Below are 19,295 nucleotides of genomic sequence, written 5' to 3' on the forward strand. Positions count from 1 at the left end.
TTGCCGGACCGTCACAGCATCCGGACCGTGTCGCCCGGATGCAGGCGTTCGACCCGGCCCCGGCACTCGATCTCGATCGGCCGCTGGATGCCCGCCTCCGCACTGACCTCGACCTGACGTCCGGAGATCCGCACCTGCAGGTGGTGCCCCCGATAGAAGATCGGGAATGCGAGCACTCCGAGTTCCTCCGGCCACTGCGGGCCGAAGACCAGGCGGTCACCGCGCACCTCGAGACCGGAGAAGCAACGCTGCAGCAGGTCGACGCTGCCGGCCATGGCCGCGAGATGGATCCCCTCCGACGTGGTGCCACCCTGGATGTCGGCGATGTCGGAGGCCAGCACGCGGTCGAAGAATTCCATGGCCTGACCGCGGTGGGCCCGCGCCAGCACCCACGAGTGGACGACCGCGCTCAGCGTCGATCCGTGTGACGTCCGTGCCATGTAGTAGTCGATCGTCCGCGGGATGGTCTCACCCGTCAGCTCGTAGCCGAGCCGCTCGAACAACTCCCGCAGTTCGTCCGCCGACAGCAGGTAGAACAGCATGAGCACGTCGGCCTGCTTGGAGGCGCGGTAGCGGTTGACGTCGTCACCCTCGGCCTCGAGGAGCCGGTCCAGACGCTGGATGTCGCCGTGCCGGCGCCGGTATCCCTCCCAGTCGAGTTCGGCGAGGTCCCCGTAGCCTTCGAACTGGCTGATGACCTGATCGTGGAAGGGCACGAACATGCGGCGGCTGACATCCTCCCAGCGCGCCGTCTCGCGAGCGGTCAGGCCGAGGGTGTCGACCAGTTCGGTGCGCATCCGCAGCGGGATGATCTCCAGCGCATCGAGAGCCCGCAGGATCACCCACACCGCCATGACGTTGGTGTAGGCGTTGTTGTCGATCCCGTCGAACGGCGCGTCCGGGTAACCGGAATGGAACTCGTCGGGGCCGATGACGCCCCGGATGACGTATCGATCGCGAGCGTGGTCGTAGGTGGCGATGTCGACGAAGAACCGGGCGATCTCCACCAGCATCTCGGCACCGTAGTCCGCGAGGAACCCGAGGTCCCCTGTCACCTGGTAGTACTGCCACACGTTGTGTGCGACCGCGACCCCGATGTGATGCTGGCGCCAGCTGGCGTCGGGATTCCACCGGCCCGACTTCGGGTTGAGGTGTACCTGCTGGCTCTCCTCACGCCCGTCGCTGCCCGACTGCCACGGGTACATCGCACCGACGTGCCCCGCCTCCCGCGCCGCGCGGCGGGCCTCGTCCAGCCGGCGGTACCGGTAGCGCAGAAGGGAGCGGGTCAGTCCCGGCAACCGCAGGTTCAGCACCGGCAGCACGAACAGCTCGTCCCAGAAGATGTGCCCGCGATACGCCTCACCGTGCAGGCCCCGCGCCGGAACACCGACGTCGAGCTCGGCGGTGTTCGGCGACAGTGTCTGCAACATCTGCAGCAGGTGCAACCGCACGATGCGCAGGCCTTCACCGTCGCCACCCAGGAAGATGTCCACCCGGTCCCACAGGTGCACCCAGGCGAGCACATGTCCCTCGAGTGTTTCCTCGAAGCGCCCCGTGCGGGCCAGCCTGCGTGCCGCCTCCTCCGACGGCTCGGACATCGCAAGGTCACGCCCGGTGAACAGGGTCGCCATCTTCTCCAGGGTCACGGGCTGGCGAGCCGCCACGTCGAGCGCGATGACGTGTCCGACCCGTCCGCCCGAATCGAGAAGGGTGTACTCGGCAGGCACGCGTTCGCCGTCGCGCCACAGGGTGCTGCGGGCAGCCACGGCGACGGGAATCCGGGACTGGTTGGTCAGCACCGTCATACACACCGAGTCCTCGGACAGCCGGGCGGTGTGCAGCAGCCGCAGGTGGTTGCCGTCCAGGTGGCGGTAGCGTTCGACGAGGGTGTTGCGGACCGCGCCGTCGATTTCCGACCGGATCTCGAGCCGTCCCGTCCAGTCCTCCGGGACGATCGTCGTCTCGAGGCCGCACACGTGCGGCTGGTGCATCGCGACGAACCGTCGCTGCACGACCGTCGTGGTGCGGCCCGCAGCGTCGCGGAAACGCAACCGTCGGGTGAGCACGGCCCGGCGCAGATCGAGGTACTGGCAGTACTCCCGCACGTCGACAGCGTCGATGTCGAACCACTGTCCGCCGTCGATGCGGAAGGTGACCGGCAGCCAGTTCGGCAGGTTCACCATGCTCTCGTTGTCGATGGTGCGACCCGCCACCTCGTCCGTCAGGCGGTTGAAGATCCCGGCGGCGTACGTGCCGGGATAGTGCACGGCACCGGCCCGGGATTCGGGGGCGCAGCCACGGGTGGCGAAGTACCCGTTGCCGACGGTGCACACGGCCTCGCGCAGCTTCTCGGCCGGCGGATCGTAACCCTCGAAGTACAACGTCCAGGCGTCGTGGCGCGGACCGACCTCCTGGTTCTCGCCCCAGAGTTCGGCGAACTGCTGCAGCAGCCGGCGGACCTGTTCGGGACCGTCCAGCGAGAACTGCGCTGCCGACCGGCGGTCACCGTCCTCGGTGTGGCGCACCACGATTCCGAGTCCGGTGCCGGCAAGCGCGTCGAACGCGTCCTCGTCGGAGATGTCGTCACCGATGTAGACCGGGATCGGGTTGTCGTCGTCGCGCACGTGCTCGAGCACCCATTCGAGGGCTCGGCCCTTGTCCCAGTCGACATCGGGGCGGAGTTCGACGACCTTGCGGCCGGTCGTGACACGAAGTCGGTCCTCGGCGGCGATCTCGCGTACCGCGGCGACGAGCCCGTCGGCCCGGTCCGGGGGGACGTTGCGGTAGTGCACGGCCACGGTGAACCGCTTGTGCTCGATCACGACACCCGGCACGTCGTCGAGCCGTTCCTGCAGCGCGACGGCGGCCCGTTCGAGGCTGGGCACGGCGGCCATCGCCGCATCGTGCTGCCGGTGCTGCCCGTCGGGTCCGGTCAGTTCGAAGCCATGACTTCCCGCGTACCACACACCCGGCAGTCCGACCCGAGTCTGCACATCGGCGAGGTCCCGTCCGGAGACGACGGCCACGGTGCATTCGCTCGCGAGGGCGGACAGCACCGCCGACACGCCGTCGACCAGCGCGGCAGCCGCGGGATCGTTCACGATCTCGGAGAGCGTGCCGTCGAAGTCGAGGAAGACGGCCGGCCGGCGTTTGCCGAGGAGTGCAGTCAGCTGCTGGAACGACGCCAGACCATCCGGAATCTGGGACATCCGGCGGTCACCGGTGCGCACCACCAGCTCGGCAAGGTCCTCGACCACCACGTCGGCGCCCCGGCGCTGCAGTTCCTCGCGATGGTGGACGCGGTCCACGCCGACGACGAGCCCGAATCCCCCGCGTCGGCCCGCAGCTACGCCCGCCTCCGCGTCCTCGACGACGACGGACCGGGCCGGCCGGACTCCGAGCCGGTGTGCGGCCTCGAGCATGGCTGCCGGGTCGGGCTTGCCAGGCAGCCCCAGTTCGTCGGAGACCACGCCGTCGACCCGGACGCCGAACAGATCGGCGAGCCCGGCGGATTCGAGCACGAGCGCGCAGTTGCGGCTCGAGGTGACGACCGCGGTGTCGAGTCCGGCCTCCTGCACCCGGCGCACGAGCTCGACACTGGACTCGAACACCGGGACACCGTCGCGATGGATGCGCTCCCGGAACATCTCGTCCTTGCGGGCACCGAGGCCGCACACGGTCTCCACCTCCGGGCCGTCGTCGGGATTCCCCCACGGCAACGTGATCCCGCGCGAGGCCAGGAAGTCCGCGACGCCGTCGACACGCGGCTTGCCGTCGACGAATTTGCGGTAGTCCTCGTCGGTGAACTCGCGGTGGTTCTCACCGTCGTGGTCGGGACGCTGTGCGAGATACCGGTCGAACAGTTGCGCCCAGGCCGCGGCGTGTACCGCTGCGGTGTCGGTGACCACTCCGTCGAGGTCGAAGATCACCGCATCGTAGCGACGCGGGTCGATCACCGGCCCGCTCATCGGTCTCTCCCGGTCGCTTCGTCCATGTCGGCCTGCTTCCCTGTCCTGGCTCGGCAGGCCCACTATCCCACGCGGACCGGCCTCGCTCCGGCTCCTTGGGACATCCGGCGCCGACCGGGGACCTGAGTCTCCGGTCCAAGGTCCCTCAGCGGCTGACGGCCTTCTGGTAGCGACGGATCGCGAAGGGCACGAACACGATCAGCATGGCGGCCGTCCACAGCAGCGACGCGAGGATCGGGTTCTGCAACGGCCACGCATCCGAGACGGGCATCATCGGATTGGTGTTGCCGAACAGCTCCCGCACAGCCTGCGTCAGCGCCGACACCGGGTTCCATTCCGCGATCGTCTGCAGCACCGGTGGCAGCGAGGAGATGTCGACGAAGGTGTTGGCGACGAACGACAGCGGGAAGATCACCATGAAACTCGCGTTGTTGAACACCTCCGGGGTGCGGATCCACATCCCCACCACCGCCATCACCCAGGACAACGCGTAGGCGAACAGCAACAGCAACGCGTATCCGGCGACGGCCTCCCCGAACGACGAGTGGATCCGCCACCCGACGAGCAGGCCCGTCAGCGACATGACCACCAGGCTGAGCACGTTGATGAGTACGTCGGTGGAGGTGCGGCCCACCAGCACCGCCGACGGTGCCATGGGCAGCGAGCGGAACCGGTCGATGATGCCCTTCTGCAGGTCTTCGACCATGCCGAGACCGGTCCAGGTGGCGCCGAAGATCACCGTCTGGGTGAAGATGCCGGCGATGAGGAACTCGCGGTAGGACATCCCCGGAACCTGGATCGCGCTGCCGAACACGTAAGCGAACAGCAACACGAACATGATCGGCGAGAGCATCGTGAAGACGATCAGGTCGGGCACCCGCTTGATCTTGATGACATTGCGCTTGGCGATGGTGACGCCGTCCGACACCATCATCTGAGCCGCGTTCATCCCACCGCCTCCTCGATCTTCTCGTCCGCCTCGTGCCCGGTCAGGGCGAGGAACACGTCGTCCAGCGTCGGTTTGCGCAGTGCCACATCGGTGACCCGGACCCCGGCCACGGAGAGCCGGCCGAGCGCCGTGGCCAGCGCTTCGGTGCCGCTGCCGGTCGAGCCGGTGTCGCTGACCGGCACGGTGACGCGACCGGAGCCCGTGTCGACCTGGATCTCGCCGACGGCGAGATCGTCGAGTTCGCGGCGTACCACCGGGATCGTCGCGGCGTCGGCGATTCCCAGCTCGATGCGTTCCCCACCGACGAGGCTCTTGAGTTCGTCGGCGGTGCCGCGGGCGATCACGACGCCCCGGTCGATGACTGCGATCCGGTCCGCGAGCCGCTCCGCCTCCTCCATGTACTGCGTGGTGAGCAGCAGCGTCGTTCCCTGGGCGACGAGGTGGTCGATGACCTCCCACAGCTGGAGCCGGGCCCGCGGATCCAGACCCGTGGTGGGTTCGTCCAGGAACAGCACCGGTGGTCGTGCCACGAGCGCACCGGCGAGGTCGAGGCGGCGGCGCATGCCGCCGGAGTAACCCTTGACCGGACGGTCCCCGGCTTCGATCAGGTCGAATTGCTCGAGCAGTTCACGGGCTCGTTCACGGCTGCGTTTGATGCCCAGATGGTAGAGGCGCCCGACCATTTCGAGATTCTCGAAGCCGGTCAGGTATTCGTCGACCGCGGCATACTGGCCCGAGGCGCCGATGCGCGAACGCAGAGCGCGCGCATCGGCGACGACGTCGAGTCCCGCTACGGTGGCCCGGCCCTCGTCCGGCACGAGCAGGGTGGTGAGCACCCGCACCGTGGTCGTCTTGCCGGCACCGTTGGGCCCGAGCAGCGCCGTCACCGTCCCTTCCGGGACTCGCAGATCGATTCCGTCGAGGGCTGTGACCTGTCCGTACCTCTTGATCAACCCCTCGGCGACTATGGCGTCGGCCATGAGTCCTCCCCGTCGTCGGATGTGCGCCCCAGTGTGCTACAGACCTCCGACAGGTTTCGAGCGGTTTTCCCGGTCCGTCAGATTCCGGCCAGCAAACGTTCCTGGTAGCGCCGCATTCCGGCGAGCCAGCGGTCGTAGTCGGCCCCCTTCATCCGGTACATGTCGAGGACCTCGGGGTGCGGCAGGATCAGGAACTGCTCGGCCTCGACACCCGCGAGTACCACTTCCGCGACGTCGGCCGGTTCGAGGACCGCGCCCGCGGAGGTGACGGCCCGTGTGGCCGCCGCGCCCAGGCTGTCGCCGGCGGTCTCACCCTCGTGCAGCAACTGGGTGTTCACCCCCATGGGGCACACACAACTGACACCAATTCCCCTGCCGCCGTAAGTGACCGACAACCACTCGGCGAATCCGACGGCGGCGTGCTTGGTGGCCGAGTAGGTCGCCGACCCGATCTGGGTGAGCAGTCCCGCGGCGGAGGCGGTGCTCACGAAGTAGCCCTCCCCACGCTCAAGCCACCGCGGCACCATCAGCTGCGCGGCACGCACGTGCGCGCGCAGATTCACATCGAGCGCCCGATCCCAGGCGGCTTCGTCGGCTTCGAGTCCCGCTCCGCCCGCGATCCCGGCATTGGCGAAGTACAGCGCCACGGGACCGAGGTCGGTCTCGGCGCGATCGACGATCTCGCGGATGCGGTCGGGATCGGAGACGTCGGCACCGACGCCCACGGCCAGACCGGCATCCTCCGGATCGAGTTCGCGGGCCACCCGGCGCGCGGCGTCGCCGTCGAGGTCGGCGACGAGCACCCGTGCTCCCGCGGCTACAAGCCGGGCAGCAAGTGCCGCGCCGATTCCGTTCCCGGCTCCGGTGACAACGGCAACCTTGTCTTCGACGTGCACGGGGCGTTCCTCTCGTCGCGGGATGGTCCCCCCTGTTTAGTTGAATCAGACTTCAAGTTCAAGTAGTTGCGGCGGCTCGCTCCGGAATCCGCAGGGCGTTCGCCCACAGTCGCGTCAATGTGGACACCAGCACGTCGAAATCCACACCGTCGCCGTCGCCCAGTGCGAGCGTCGAGTAGGCCAGGCGGCTGACCATGCCCGACAGCGCACGCGAGGCGAGCATCGGATCGATCTCCGGATCGGCGATGCCCCGCTTCTGCAGGTCCGCGATGCTGCGCGCATTGCGGCGGATGAAGGTCTCACCGCGCCGGCGCCGCAACTCCCGGAACCGCGGATCGATGCTGGCAACCTGCTCGAGCAGCACCATCAGACGGGCGTTGCGCCGGTACGCCTCGAGGTACGCCCGGTTGCTGGCCTCGAGCACCGCGTAGGGATCGTCGGTCCCGGCGACCCGGCCCATCCCCGGGTGCAGCATGTCCTCCTGCGCCTCCTGGAGGACGGCTGCGAACACCTCCTCCTTGTTGTTGAAGTAGGTGTAGAAGGACCCCGTCGAGCACTTGGCCTCACGCGTGATGTCGGTGAGCTTGCTGTCGAGGAATCCGGACCGTTCGAAGACGACCCGCGCCGCTGCGATCAGCTCGGCACGGCGGCGCGCCCCGCGCTGGGTGACCGGCGGGTCGTGCAGCAGGTCCGCCGGCGCCATGGACGGCGCCGGGCCGTCCCAGTCGGCGTCGCGGCCCGCGTCGCCGCGGCCTGAGTGTGAGGCGGAATTCATGTCCTACTTATACCGTCCCGCTCGATTCCCGGCCGTGATGTCCCGCTGGATCCTTCCGGGTCCGGGCAGGAGTCACCGCCCTCAGCCCCGCGTCAGCACCAGTCCCGACGTCGGCACCCCGGTGCCCGCGGTGACCAGTACGTTCTCCACGTCGGGGACCTGATTGACGGAGGTGCCGCGGAGCTGACGCACCCCCTCGGCGATGCCGTTCATCCCGTGGATGTACGCCTCACCGAGCTGGCCGCCGTGGGTGTTGAGCGGCAGCCGGCCGCCGAGCTCGATCGCGCCGTCGGCGACGAAGTCCTTCGCCTCGCCGGGCGCGCAGAAGCCGAGTTCCTCGAGCTGCATGAGCACGTACGGGGTGAAGTGGTCGTAGAGCACGGCCGTCTGCACGTCCTGCGGGCTCAGGCCGGACTGTTCCCACAACTGGCGGCCGACGACACCCATCTCGGGCAGCCCCGTCAGCCCGTCCCGGTAGTAGCTGGCCATGATGTACTGGTCCGGTCCGCTGCCCTGCGCGGCGGCCGCCACCACGGCCGGCGGCTGCGGCAGGTCCCGGGCCCGTTCGGTGGTGGTGACGACGAGTGCGACACCACCGTCGGACTCCTGACAGCAGTCGAGCAGGTGCAGCGGTTCCGCGATCCACCGCGAATTCTGGTGATCCTCGAGGGTGATCGGCTTGCTGTGGAAGAAGGCCTGCGGGTTCGTCGCGGCGTGCCTGCGCGCGGCGACGGCGACCTTCCCGAAGTCCGCACTGGTGGTGCCGGTGACGTGCATGTAGCGCCGGGCCGCCATCGCCACGAACGACGCCGGAGTACTCAGACCGTGCGGATAGGAGAAGGCGTAGTCGGTGCCGGAGGAATTGACCTGTCTGGACAGCGCGGTGTCGACCTGGCCGTACCGCGCACCGGAGCGTTCGTTGAACGCCCGGTACACCACCACGACCTCCGCGACCCCCGTGGCGACGGCCATGGCCGCCTGCTGCACGGTGGCACAGGCCGCGCCGCCGCCGTAGTGGACGCGGGAGAAGAATTTCAGGCTCGGGATGCCCACCGCACGGGCGACGGCGATCTCGGTGTTGGTGTCCATCGTGAAGGAGGTCAGGCCGTCGACGTCGGCAGGGCGCAGTCCGGCGTCGGCCAGCGCCGCCCGCACCGCCTCCGCGGCCAGGCGCAGTTCGCTGCGGCCGGAGTCCTTGGAGAAGTCGGTGGCACCGATGCCGACGACGGCAGCACGACGGGACAGTTCGCTCATGCGGAGGCTCCGATCACGAGGACGGCCTTCGCGGTGACGTGATCGCCCAGACCGTTCTTTCCGACGACGTCGACGGTGAGGCGACCGTCGTCCTCGACGGCAGCGACGGTTCCGGTCAGCGTGAGCGAGTCGTACGCGTACCAGGGCACCCCCAGCCGCAACGAGATCGATTTCAGTACCGCGCGCGGGCCCGCCCAGTCGGTGATGTACCGCTGCACCAGTCCGGTGTCGGTGAGGATGTTGACGAAGATGTCCTTCGATCCGCGCTGCTGTGCCTTGTCGCGGTCGTGGTGCACATCTTGGAAGTCCCTGGTGGCCAACGCAGTCGAGACGACGAATGTCGGGTCGGCCCGGATCGTCAACGGCGGCAGGGTTTGTCCGACCGTTGCCACGTTCATTCGCGCTCCTCGCTCGGCTGCCAGGCGTACAGGGTCCAGGGGGCACCGCCGGTGTCGTCGTCGCCCGGGAAATCGAGAAAGACCGCCTCGACGGGCATCCCGACGCGCACGTCGCCGGGGTCCACGCCACGCAGTTCGCCGAGCATCCGGACGCCCTCGGCGAGTTCGACGAGGGCGACGACGAACGGTACCGTCCGGCCCGGCACCTTCGGCGCGTGGTGCACCACGTAGCTGAATACGGTGCCCCGGCCGGACGCGACGACGTAATCCGTCGTCTCGTCCTTGTCGAGCCACAGGGCCGGCACGGGTGGGTGTTGCAGCGTGCCGTCGGGGCGCCGCTGGATCCGTAGTTCATGCGCGGCGACACCGTCCCAGAAGAACCGGGTGTCCTGCGACGCGGACGGCCGCAGCATGCGACCGGGGTCGAGATCCTCCGGAACCGTGGGGGCCGAATGTGACATCGGTTCGATCGAACCGACGGAATGTGACATTCGGTCGGTAGCGCGGGAGGGGGGCGCGAATTTCAGGATGCGAAAGAGCATTTCGGCGACCACCTCGTCGCCGACCTTCCATACGCTGCGGGTGGTGAAGAACCAGCCCTCGCCGAGGCCGGTCTTCTTCGGTCCGGCGAGATCCTCGAGGGTGGACTCGATCGTCACTTCCTCCCCGTGGCGCAGATAGCGGTGGTAGACCTGATCGCAGTTCGTGGCGACGACCGACGTGTAGCCCGCCTCGTCGAGCATCTCCGTCATCCGGCGGAGCGGATCGTCCTCCTCGCGCTTGGCGCCGAGGCCCCGCATGGTCCACACCTGTGCCATCGCCGGTGGCGCGACGGCGCCGTCGTGGCCGGCCGCGATCGCGGCGGCGTCGTCCGTGTAGATCGGGTTCTCGTCGCCGATCGCCTCGAGCCAGTTGCGAATCAGCGGCAGGTTCACCGGGTCCCGGCCCGCGCGGGGTTTGGAGGGGCCGTCCGCGCGGATGCGTTCGGCGGCCGCGCGGATCTCGTCGTGGGGATCCGGCACGCCGGTGCTCATCGACACGTCCTCCTTCACCGCGGAACCCTGGGCATGGCCAGGCCCGCCGTCGCGATCAGCTCGCGCATCACCTCGTTGACACCGCCGCCGAAGGTGATCACCAGGTTCCGCTTGACCTGCATGTCGAGCCAGCGCAGCAGGTCTGCAGTCGCCGGGTCGCCCGGGTCCCCGAATCGGCCGACGATCTCCTCCGCGAGCCGGCCCGCGCGCTGGATACGTTCGGTGGCGAACACTTTGGTGGCCGACGCGTCCGCGATGTCGACTGCCTCGGATCGGCTCGCGGCGACCTGCCAGTTGAGCAGTTCGTTGAGCCGGAACGTCGCATGGATCTCGCCGAGCGCGCGCCGCACGTCGGGCTCGCCGAGCAGGTCCCGGGAACGGGCCCAGGCGGACAACCGATCGTAGAGTCCGCCCACGCGGCCGGCGGGGCCGAGCATGACGCGTTCGTGGTTGAGCTGGGTGGTGATCAGTCGCCAGCCCTTGTTCTCCTCGCCGACGAGCATCTCGGCCGGGACGCGCACGTCGCTGTAGTAGGTGGCGTTGACGTGATGCGCACCGTCGCAGGTGATGATGGGCGTCCAGCCGAAGCCGGGATCCTTGGTGTCCACGATGAGGATCGAGATACCGCGATGCCGCGAGTCGGCGCTGCCGGTGCGTACCGCGAGCCAGATGTAGTCGGCGTCGTGGCCGCCGGTGGTGAAGATCTTCTGGCCGTTCACCACGTAGTGGTCGCCGTCGCGCACGGCCGTGGTGCGCAGCGCCGCGAGATCGGTTCCGGCGTCGGGCTCGGAGTAGCCGATCGCGAAGTGCACCTCCCCGGCGAGGATGGCGGGCAGGAACTTCCGCTTCTGTTCCTCGGTCCCGTAGACCTGCAGGGTCGGTCCGACGGTCTGCAGGGTCACGCTGGGCAGCGGCACGTCGGCGCGCACGGCCTCGTTGACGAAGATCTGCTGCTCGACCTCACCGAAGCCGCGGCCGCCGAATTCGACGGGCCAGCCGACACCGAGCCAGCCGTCCTTGCCCATCCGGCGCACGACCTCCCGGTAGGTGGGTCCGTGACGCTCGGTGCGCATGACCGCGGCTTCCTCGGGCGAGATCAGGTCGGCGAAGTACCGTCGCAGTTCCGCCTGCAGCGCGCGCTGCTCGTCGGTCAGATCGATGAACACCGGGCCCCCACGAGGTCTAGTCGGTACGAGGCGCCGCCGAGCAGGCGCGCCAAGTCCTTTGCGGTCGAGGAATAGCGGTGCAGCGGGTACGTCTCGTCCACACCGAGACCGCCGTGCAAGTGGTGCAGCACGCCCATCGCGGGCGGCAGCTCCGTTGCGATCCAGTACGCGGCGACGTCGAGGTCGTCGTCCGCGGCGGTGCTGCGGGCGTCCTGCGCGACGCGCCAGGCCGCGGCGAGTGCCGCGACGTGCAGGGTGCGGGAGGTGACGTAGACGTCGGCGATCTGCTGGGCCACCGCCTGGAACGTCGCGAGCGGCCTGCCGAACTGATGCCGGGTACTCACGTGCTGTGCGGTGAGTCGCGTTGCCCCCGAGAGCAGTCCGTCCGCATAGGCGCCCACCGCGGCGAGTGCCAGACGGTACAGGACGGCAACGTCGGCGGCCGGGTCGGCGCCGTCGCCGAGGCGCAGGCCCGGCGCGGAGTCGAGCCGCACCGAGAACTCGGGGGAACGGGCCGACGACGGGCTCTCGGTGAGGGTGACGCCCGGCGTCGTGGGTTCGACGGCGATCACGCCGGCGGCGGTGGGCACCAGGATCCGTCGCGCCGTCGCCGCGTACGGGACGCCGACGAAGTGCCCGGTGACGGTGTGGCGGGCACCGTCGGGCACCGCCGAGGCGGCGGGGGACGCCGGGAAGGCGCGGCCGGCCTCGGCGAGCGCGGCGGTGAGGACGGCGCCGGCACCGATGCCCGCGAGCAGTTCGTCCTGCTGCGCCTCGGTGGCGAGAGTCCGGACGGGCAGCACGCCGAAGCCCAGGGTCGCCAGGGCAGGAACGGGTGCGGCGCCACGCCCGATCTCGGTGAGCAGAGCGGTGACCTCGGCGACGCCGAGATCGTCACCGCCGAGCCGCGCGGGCAGGGCGAGGGAGAGCAGGTCGGCATCGGCGAGGGCACGCCACAGTTCGTCCGGGCCCAGGTCGCGGGCCAGCAGGCCCACCGCGACCTCGGCCACGGCCTCCTGCGTGTCGTCACGAGCGAAGTCCACGAATCCACCTTCGATTAGAACGTGTTCTAGTTGTATCACCTCGGCGCGGCACGTGGAAGTACCGGTCAGCCGCGCGGCAGACCCAGCAGGCGCTCCGCCGCGAGGGTGAGCAGGATCTGCTCGGTGCCCCCGGCGATCGTCAGGCAACGCGTGTTGAGGAACTCGCGCGTCAGCGGCCCCTCGACCCAGCCGGCCTCGCCGGCGAGATCCATCGCGAGTTCCGCGGTGTCCTGACGCTGCCGCACGCCGATCAGCTTGCGCACGCTCGACGCCGGACCGGGATCCTGACCGTCGAGCTGCGCAAGGGTGGTCCGCAGCTCGAGGAGCGAACCGGCTGTGGCCTCGGCGACGAGCCCGCCGATCCGGTCCTCGGCCACCGGGTCGCCGGGCGCCACCAGGTCCAGCAGTTGCTCGACCGCCTTCCCGAGCGAGGACCCGCCGCTCATCGCGACCCGTTCGTTGGCGAGCGTGGTGCGCGCGAGCCGCCACCCGCCGCCGAGCGGACCGACGACGCACTCGTCGGGAACGAACACGCCGTCGAGGAACACCTCGTTGAAGAGTGCGTCGCCGGTGATCTCCCGGAGCGGCGAGACGGTGATGCCTGCGGACTTCATGTCGACGAGGAAGTAGGTGATGCCCTTGTGTTTCGGGGCCTCACGATCGGTGCGGGCCAGGCAGATCGCCCAGTCCGCCTCCTGCGCGAGCGACGTCCACACCTTCTGCCCCTGCAGGCGCCAGCCACCGTCGACTCGTTCCGCGGTGGTGCGCAGCGACGCCAGGTCGGATCCTGCGCCGGGCTCGGAGAACAGCTGGCACCAGACGATCTCCCCGCGCAGGGTCGGTGCGGCGAAACGTTCGATCTGCTCGGCGGTTCCGTGCTCGAGGATGGTGGGCACAGCCCACCACCCGATGACCAGGTCGGGCCGCTCCACCCCGGCGGCCGCGAGTTCCTCCTCGATGAGGATCTGCTGCGCGGCGTGTGCGCCCCGTCCGTACGGCGGCGGCCAGTGCGGGGCCAGGAGCCCGGCCTCGGCGAGCGCGGCCCGCCGTTGCGGTCCGGGCCGATCGAGATGCTGTGCGATCTCGGCGCGGATACGCGCGCGTTCGTCGTCGAAGGCACTCAGATCGACGGTGAGGTGCCGACGCGCCCCCGAGCGGGCGAGACCGGCGACCCGGGCCCGCCAGGCGGCGGAGCCGCCGAGCAGCTGACGGGTGGCGACGGCGCGGCGCAGGTACAGGTGGGCGTCGTGCTCCCACGTGAAGCCGATGCCGCCGAGCACCTGGATGGCATCCTTGGCGTTCTGCACGGCGGCGTCGAGAGCCACGGCAGCGGCGACGGCCGCGGCCAGTGGCAGTTCGTGCGGCGCCGCGTCGGCCGCCACGGCGGCGTCCCAGGCCGTCGCCCGGATCTTCTCGGTGCGGCACAGCATCTCGGCGCACAGGTGCTTGACCGCCTGGAAGGAGCCGATGGGTCTTCCGAACTGTTCGCGGATCCCGGCGTACTCCACGGCCGTGGTCAGGGCCCACCCGGCGACCCCGGACAGTTCGACCGCGGCGAGGGTGGCGGCGAGGTCGCGGACCAGACCGGCCGGAACGGAGACGACGCGGTCGGACGTGACGGCGACGCGGGTGAGCCGCACTCGTGCGAGGGCCCGGGACTTGTCGAGGGTGTCGAGCGGTTCGAGGCTCAGCCCGGGGGCGTCCGCATCGAGCAGCGCCCAGCGTTCGGTTCCGTCGTCGGCGCCGATACGGGCGAGGACCGCGACCCCGGGCTCGCCGCCGATCACCGGTCCCGCATCGCCGTCGAGGTCGTACCCGCCCTCCCGCGCGGTGGCGGTGAGCGCACCGTCCAGTGCGACCGCGGAAGGCAGGGCGCCCTCGGCGAGCAGCTCCGCCCACTTGACGCCGTCGGAGCCGGCGGCCCGGCCGAAGACGAGGGCGGCCAGGGCGGTGGGCAGCACCGGCCCGGTCGCGAGGTGGTACGCAGCCTCTTCGAGCATCGTCCCCAGGTCGACGACGGTGGCGTCGGCGCCGCCCGCCGCCTCGGGCACGGCGACGGCGAAGATCCCCAGTTCGGCGAGCGACGCCCACCCCGGCTGCCACATTCCGGCCGGGTGGTCACGTAGGTTCTGGATCGGCGGCATGGCGCGCGCCCAGGATCGTACCGAGGCCTGGGCGGCCAGCTGTTCGTCGGTGGTGGCGATGCTCACAGCGGGTTTCCGCCTTTCGGGAATGACACAATGCCTAGAACGTGTTCTAATATGACAGCCGGTTCAGAGTCAAGGCAGAGGAAGACATCTCGATGACGACATCGTCGCGCTCGCGTTCCACCGGCAGCGGAACTCTTACCGCCCTCACCGAGGACGATCTCAGTTCCAACGCCCAGAAGGAACGCCGCAAGCGGATACTCGACGCCACCCTGGCGCTCGCGTCCAAGGGCGGGTACGAGGCCGTGCAGATGCGCTCCGTCGCCGAGAAGGCCGACGTGGCAGTCGGCACCCTGTACCGGTACTTCCCGTCGAAAGTGCATCTGCTCGTCTCCGCCCTCGGTCGCGAGTTCGCACGCATCGAAGGCAAGGGCAAGATCCCGCCCGGTCACACACCGCTCGAGCGGATGCAGCTCATCCTGAGTCTGATCACGAAGGCCATGCAGCGCGACCCGCTGCTCACCGAGGCCATGACCCGGGCGTTCATGTTCGCCGACGCCTCTGCCGCTGCCGAGGTCGATCAGGTCGGCCTGCTCATGGACCGGCTGTTCGCCCGCGCGATGAACGAGGGCGAGCCCACCGAGGAGGAGCTCGCGATCGCCCGCGTCATCAGCGACGTGTGGCTGTCGAACCTCGTGGCGTGGCTGACGCGGCGTTCGTCCGCGACCGACGTCGCGCGGCGGCTGGAGCTGACCGTCGAGCTGCTGCTCGGCGACGGATCCCACCGTCCCGCCTCGATTCCGGTCCAGGAAGGCTGACCTGCGCCGCGAGACGCAGAATGTAACAGGAAACACGTCCCGAACCGGACATGGGAGACGACGCCGGCGGCCCGATCACCTACCTTTGAGTGAGTGAGCGCCCAAGACCTCCCGATCGACCTGCGCCGTGCCCTCGTCGCGCTGGCGCGGACCCCGCGACTCCTCGTGGCCTCCGACTACGACGGAACCGTCGCGCCGATCGTCTCGGACCCGGACAAGGCGTTCCCGAACGCCGAGTCGGTCCGCGCCCTGCGCGCGCTCGCCGGGCTGCCGTCCACGGCTGCAGCCGTGATCTCCGGCCGGGCCCTGAAGGATCTCGCCGCCCTCTCCCGCCTGCCCGCCGAGGTGCAGCTCGTCGGCAGCCACGGCTCGGAGTTCGACATCGGCTTCGTCCACGCCATCGACAGCGATGCCAGGCAGCTGCTGCGCGACATCGTCGCCGAGCTCGAGGTGATCGCCGCCCGCTACGACGGCGTGCACGTCGAGTCCAAGCCGGCGAGTGCCGCGCTGCACGTGCGCAACGCCGATCCGGGGGACGCCGAGCAGGCACTGTCGCTGGTCCGCGGTGATCTCGCCCGGCATCCGGGTGTGCAGGTCACCGAGGGCAAGGCCGTCATCGAACTGGCGGTCGTGCCCACCGACAAGGGCCACGCACTGGACATCATCCGCCATCAGGAGTCGGCGAGCGCCGCGGTCTTCTTCGGCGACGACGTGACGGACGAGAAGGCCTTCGCGTCCCTCCACGGCCCGGACGTGGGGGTCAAGGTCGGCGACGGCGAGACCGCCGCGCAGTACCGGATCGGCACGGTCGAGGACGTCGCGGCCGCGCTCGCGTTCCTGCTCGAGCAGCGCCGCACCTGGCTCTCGGGGGCGGCGGCCTGCCCGATCGAGCGGCTGACGATGCTGGCGAGCCCGCGCGCGAAGGCCCTGCTGACCCCGGACGGCACCGTGACGTGGCTGTGCCATCCCGAGCCGGACTCCGCGGCGGTGTTCGCGCACCTGCTCGGCGGCGAACCCGCCGGGCACTTCACCATCGGGCCGAGCCGTGAGGCCCTGCCCCTGAGCCAGCGCTACATCGACGGCACCATGACCGTGGTGACCCGCTGGGCGAGTCTCGCGGTGATCGACTACCTGCCGCACGACGTCGAACCGGGGCGCACCGACCTGACCCGGGTCATCTCCGGCAAGGCCCGGGCGGTGGTGACGTTCGCCCCGCGCCCCGAGTTCGGACAGGGCCAGGTCGGGCTCGAGCCCGTGGCGGACGGCCTGCGGATACTGGGCTTCAACGAGCCGTACGTGCTGCGCTCCCCCGGCGTCGAGTGGAACATCACCACCGACGGTGCCCATCAGACCGCCCACGCCGTCGTCGACCCGTCGGACGGCGACATCATCCTCGAATTCCGTTGTGGCACAGATGATATCGGACCGCATCCGGTCGCCGAGGTGCAGCGGCGCGCCTCCGCGGAGGAGTACTGGTGGAAGTGGGCGGCGGGTCTGGACCTGCCGCCGCTCAAACGGGACCTGATGAAGCGGTCGGCACTGACCCTGCGCGGTCTCGTGCACGCACCCACGGGATCCATCATGGCGGCCGCGACCACGTCGCTGCCCGAGGAGATCGGCGGCGTCCGCAACTGGGACTACCGCTACTGCTGGCTGCGCGATGCCGCGCTGACCGCGCACGCGCTGGTGAGCGTCGGATCGCTCGCCGAGGCGGACGCCTATCTGGACTGGGTGCACCGAGTGCTCGAGACCGTTCCGGGCCCCGAGCGCCTGCACCCGCTGTACACGCTGGCGGGCGGTGCCCTGCCACCCGAGGCGGTCATCGACACGCTGCCCGGCTACGCGGGCTCCCGGCCCGTCCGGGTCGGCAACGCCGCGAGTCAGCAGGTCCAGCTCGACGTGTTCGGTCCGATCGTGGATCTGATCTCGGCGCTGGCGCACCGCCGTGAGGAGCGTGGCGTCCCGCACGATCAGGCGCTCACCGACCGGGACTGGGAACTGGTGTGCGCCATGGTCACTGCCGTGGAGTGTCGCTGGTTCGAGCCCGACCACGGCATCTGGGAGATCCGCGACAACCCGCGCCACCACGTCTACTCGAAGGTCATGGGCTGGCTGACCGTGGACCGCGCGCTGACGCTGGCCGAGAACTTCGGGCGCCCCGCCGGCGCCGGCTGGGTCGGGCTGCGCACCGAGATCGCGGAGGAGGTGCTGGAGAAGGGCTGGAACGACGACGTGAGCTCCTACACCGCGGCCTACGACGGCACCGATCTCGACGCGGCGACACTGTTCATCGGCCTGTCCGGACTCATCGACCCCGACGACCCGCGATTCCACGCGACGGTCGTCGCGACGGAGGCGGAACTGCGCAGCGGTTCGACGGTGTACCGCTACCTGCACGACGACGGCCTCCCGGGCACCGAGGGCGGCTTCCACCTGTGCGCGGCGTGGCTGGTGGAGGCATATCTCCTCGTCGGTGCCCGTCCGCAGGCGGAGGCGCTGTTCGCGCAGCTCGTCGACGCGGCAGGGCCCACCGGCCTGCTCAGCGAGGAGTACGACCCCGTGGCAGAGCGGTCACTCGGCAACCACCCCCAGGCGTACAGCCACCTCGGGCTGTTGCGGTGCGCGCAGCTGCTGGCGGCACCTGCGGAGACGGACCGGACGCTGTCGGCCGTCGATCACTCGGCGTAGATCGACGTCTCGTCGTGCACGCCGGTGGTCTGGCCGATGAGCAGTTCCGTCGGGAGCGTCTCCACCGTCGCGACCCCGGAATGTGACGGTGCGGCCATGAGCAGGGCGCCGGTGCGTCTGCCCTTCTCCTCCTGAGGCTGGCGCACGGTGGTCACGCCTTCGCGCAGGGCCTCGCCGATCCCGTCGAAGCCGGTGATCGACAACTGTCCGGGTACCTCGAGACCGGCACTGCGCGCCCACGCCAGCGCGCCGAGCGCGAGCACGTCGGTCGTGCACATCAGGGCGGTGATCGCCGGGTCCGCCGCCAGCGCCTGCGCGGCACCGGAGGCGCCGTCCTCCGCGGTGTGCGCATAGCGTTCGACGACGGTGAGGCTCGCGGGGTCGATCCCCGCCGTCCGCAGGGCTTCCTGCACGCCGAGGATCCGCTCGTGCTGGACATGGAAGCGGTCGGACTCGAACCGGGCGGTATCGACGACGCCGTCGCGGCGGTCACGGCCGAGACGCATGCACAGCACCCCGATCCGGTGGTGGCCCAGACCGATGAGGTGCTCGGCGAGCCCGCGCATCGCACCGCGGTCGTCGATGCCGACCAGCGGCGCGCTCGCGATGCCGCGGGGCTGGTCGCACACCACCAGGGGCAGGTTCCGTTCGAGGACCGCGGCGAGATACGGATCGTCGGACGGCACCGAGTAGACGACGAAGCCGTCGACCGCGGCACCGTGCACGACCTGCGCCGCCTCCTCCTCGTCGCGGTCCGGTCCGGCGGGAATGAGCAGCAGGCCCTCACCGGCGGCCTCGCAGGACTCGGACAGGCCGGACAGGAAACTCATCGCGGCCGGATCCCGGAACGAGTAACTCAGCGCTTCGGTGAGCAGCACGCCCACCGCCCCGGCCCGGCGGGTACGCAGCGACCGGGCCATCGGGTCCGGGCCGGCGTAGCCCCGGCGCTTGGCGACCTCGAGGATCTGCTCGCGAAGCTCGGCGGACAGCTGGTCCGGCCGGTTGTAGGCGTTGGAGACGGTGGTGCGGGAGATCTTCAGCTCGGCAGCAATCGACGCCAGGGTGGCCTGGGGACGCGGCTGACGAGACCTGGGCATGAACGGACGGTATCCGGTCGGCGCCGCGGCGACGAATCGGGCCGGATGGGCGCACACCCGGACATCCGCTAAAGTGGAACGG

General features: G+C 69.9%; 14 protein-coding genes. 2 read left to right on the forward strand and 12 right to left on the reverse strand.

The genetic code is table 11. The annotated features are described in order from the left end of the window. Positions 1–11: 11 nt before the first annotated feature. The 11 genes from otsB (QYS60_RS20250) to QYS60_RS20300 all read right to left on the reverse strand — a co-directional run bounded on the left by otsB (QYS60_RS20250) (position 12) and on the right by QYS60_RS20300 (position 14,673). Positions 12–3,968 (reverse strand): trehalose-phosphatase, encoded by a 3,957-nt coding sequence (otsB, locus tag QYS60_RS20250; RefSeq protein ID WP_371384104.1) that lies wholly within the window; start codon positions 3,966–3,968, stop codon positions 12–14. 145 nt (positions 3,969–4,113) lie between these two features. Then, complete coding sequence (locus QYS60_RS20255) at positions 4,114–4,917, reverse strand: ABC transporter permease (protein WP_003935931.1); 804 nt, start codon at positions 4,915–4,917, stop codon at positions 4,114–4,116. Beyond that, positions 4,914–5,897 (reverse strand): ATP-binding cassette domain-containing protein, encoded by a 984-nt coding sequence (locus QYS60_RS20260; RefSeq protein WP_289377142.1) that lies wholly within the window; start codon positions 5,895–5,897, stop codon positions 4,914–4,916. The genes QYS60_RS20255 and QYS60_RS20260 overlap by 4 nt, the downstream gene beginning before the upstream one ends. 77 nt (positions 5,898–5,974) lie before the next feature. Next, on the reverse strand, positions 5,975–6,793 hold the full coding sequence (locus tag QYS60_RS20265; protein WP_003935933.1) for an SDR family oxidoreductase: 819 nt from the start codon (positions 6,791–6,793) through the stop codon (positions 5,975–5,977). Between the two features lie 58 nt (positions 6,794–6,851). Next, positions 6,852–7,568 (reverse strand): TetR/AcrR family transcriptional regulator, encoded by a 717-nt coding sequence (locus QYS60_RS20270; protein WP_003935934.1) that lies wholly within the window; start codon positions 7,566–7,568, stop codon positions 6,852–6,854. A gap of 81 nt (positions 7,569–7,649) precedes the next feature. Further along, entirely contained in the window at positions 7,650–8,822 is a 1,173-nt protein-coding gene (locus tag QYS60_RS20275) for a lipid-transfer protein (RefSeq protein ID WP_289377141.1), read from the reverse strand. Continuing rightward, entirely contained in the window at positions 8,819–9,220 is a 402-nt protein-coding gene (locus QYS60_RS20280) for a MaoC family dehydratase (protein WP_003935936.1), read from the reverse strand. The genes QYS60_RS20275 and QYS60_RS20280 overlap by 4 nt, the downstream gene beginning before the upstream one ends. Beyond that, positions 9,217–10,254: a bifunctional MaoC family dehydratase N-terminal/OB-fold nucleic acid binding domain-containing protein gene (locus QYS60_RS20285; RefSeq protein WP_289377140.1), complete on the reverse strand. Its 1,038-nt coding sequence runs from the start codon at positions 10,252–10,254 to the stop codon at positions 9,217–9,219. The genes QYS60_RS20280 and QYS60_RS20285 overlap by 4 nt, the downstream gene beginning before the upstream one ends. A gap of 14 nt (positions 10,255–10,268) precedes the next feature. Continuing rightward, positions 10,269–11,420 (reverse strand): acyl-CoA dehydrogenase family protein, encoded by a 1,152-nt coding sequence (locus QYS60_RS20290; protein WP_003935938.1) that lies wholly within the window; start codon positions 11,418–11,420, stop codon positions 10,269–10,271. Then, on the reverse strand, positions 11,405–12,463 hold the full coding sequence (locus QYS60_RS20295) for an acyl-CoA dehydrogenase family protein (RefSeq protein ID WP_371384105.1): 1,059 nt from the start codon (positions 12,461–12,463) through the stop codon (positions 11,405–11,407). The genes QYS60_RS20290 and QYS60_RS20295 overlap by 16 nt, the downstream gene beginning before the upstream one ends. A 65-nt stretch (positions 12,464–12,528) precedes the next feature. Beyond that, positions 12,529–14,673, reverse strand: coding sequence for an acyl-CoA dehydrogenase (locus QYS60_RS20300; protein WP_371384106.1), 2,145 nt, complete (start codon positions 14,671–14,673; stop codon positions 12,529–12,531). A 92-nt stretch (positions 14,674–14,765) separates the two neighbouring features. On the opposite strand from QYS60_RS20300, the gene kstR reads away from it, so the two are divergent. Further along, complete coding sequence (kstR, locus tag QYS60_RS20305) at positions 14,766–15,428, forward strand: cholesterol catabolism transcriptional regulator KstR (protein WP_003935941.1); 663 nt, start codon at positions 14,766–14,768, stop codon at positions 15,426–15,428. Positions 15,429–15,521: 93 nt separating this feature from the next. Then, a complete protein-coding gene (gene otsB, locus QYS60_RS20310) occupies positions 15,522–18,116 on the forward strand; it encodes a trehalose-phosphatase (protein WP_371384107.1) in 2,595 nt (864 codons plus the stop codon). On the opposite strand, the gene QYS60_RS20315 is transcribed toward otsB (QYS60_RS20310), so the two are convergent. Further along, positions 18,104–19,213 (reverse strand): LacI family DNA-binding transcriptional regulator, encoded by a 1,110-nt coding sequence (locus QYS60_RS20315; RefSeq protein WP_289377136.1) that lies wholly within the window; start codon positions 19,211–19,213, stop codon positions 18,104–18,106. The two genes, otsB (QYS60_RS20310) and QYS60_RS20315, sit on opposite strands and share 13 nt — an antisense overlap. Positions 19,214–19,295: the final 82 nt, after the last annotated feature.

The sequence above is a fragment of the Rhodococcus sp. GXMU-t2271 genome, from assembly GCF_041414735.1.
Taxonomy (GTDB): domain Bacteria; phylum Actinomycetota; class Actinomycetes; order Mycobacteriales; family Mycobacteriaceae; genus Rhodococcus; species Rhodococcus indonesiensis.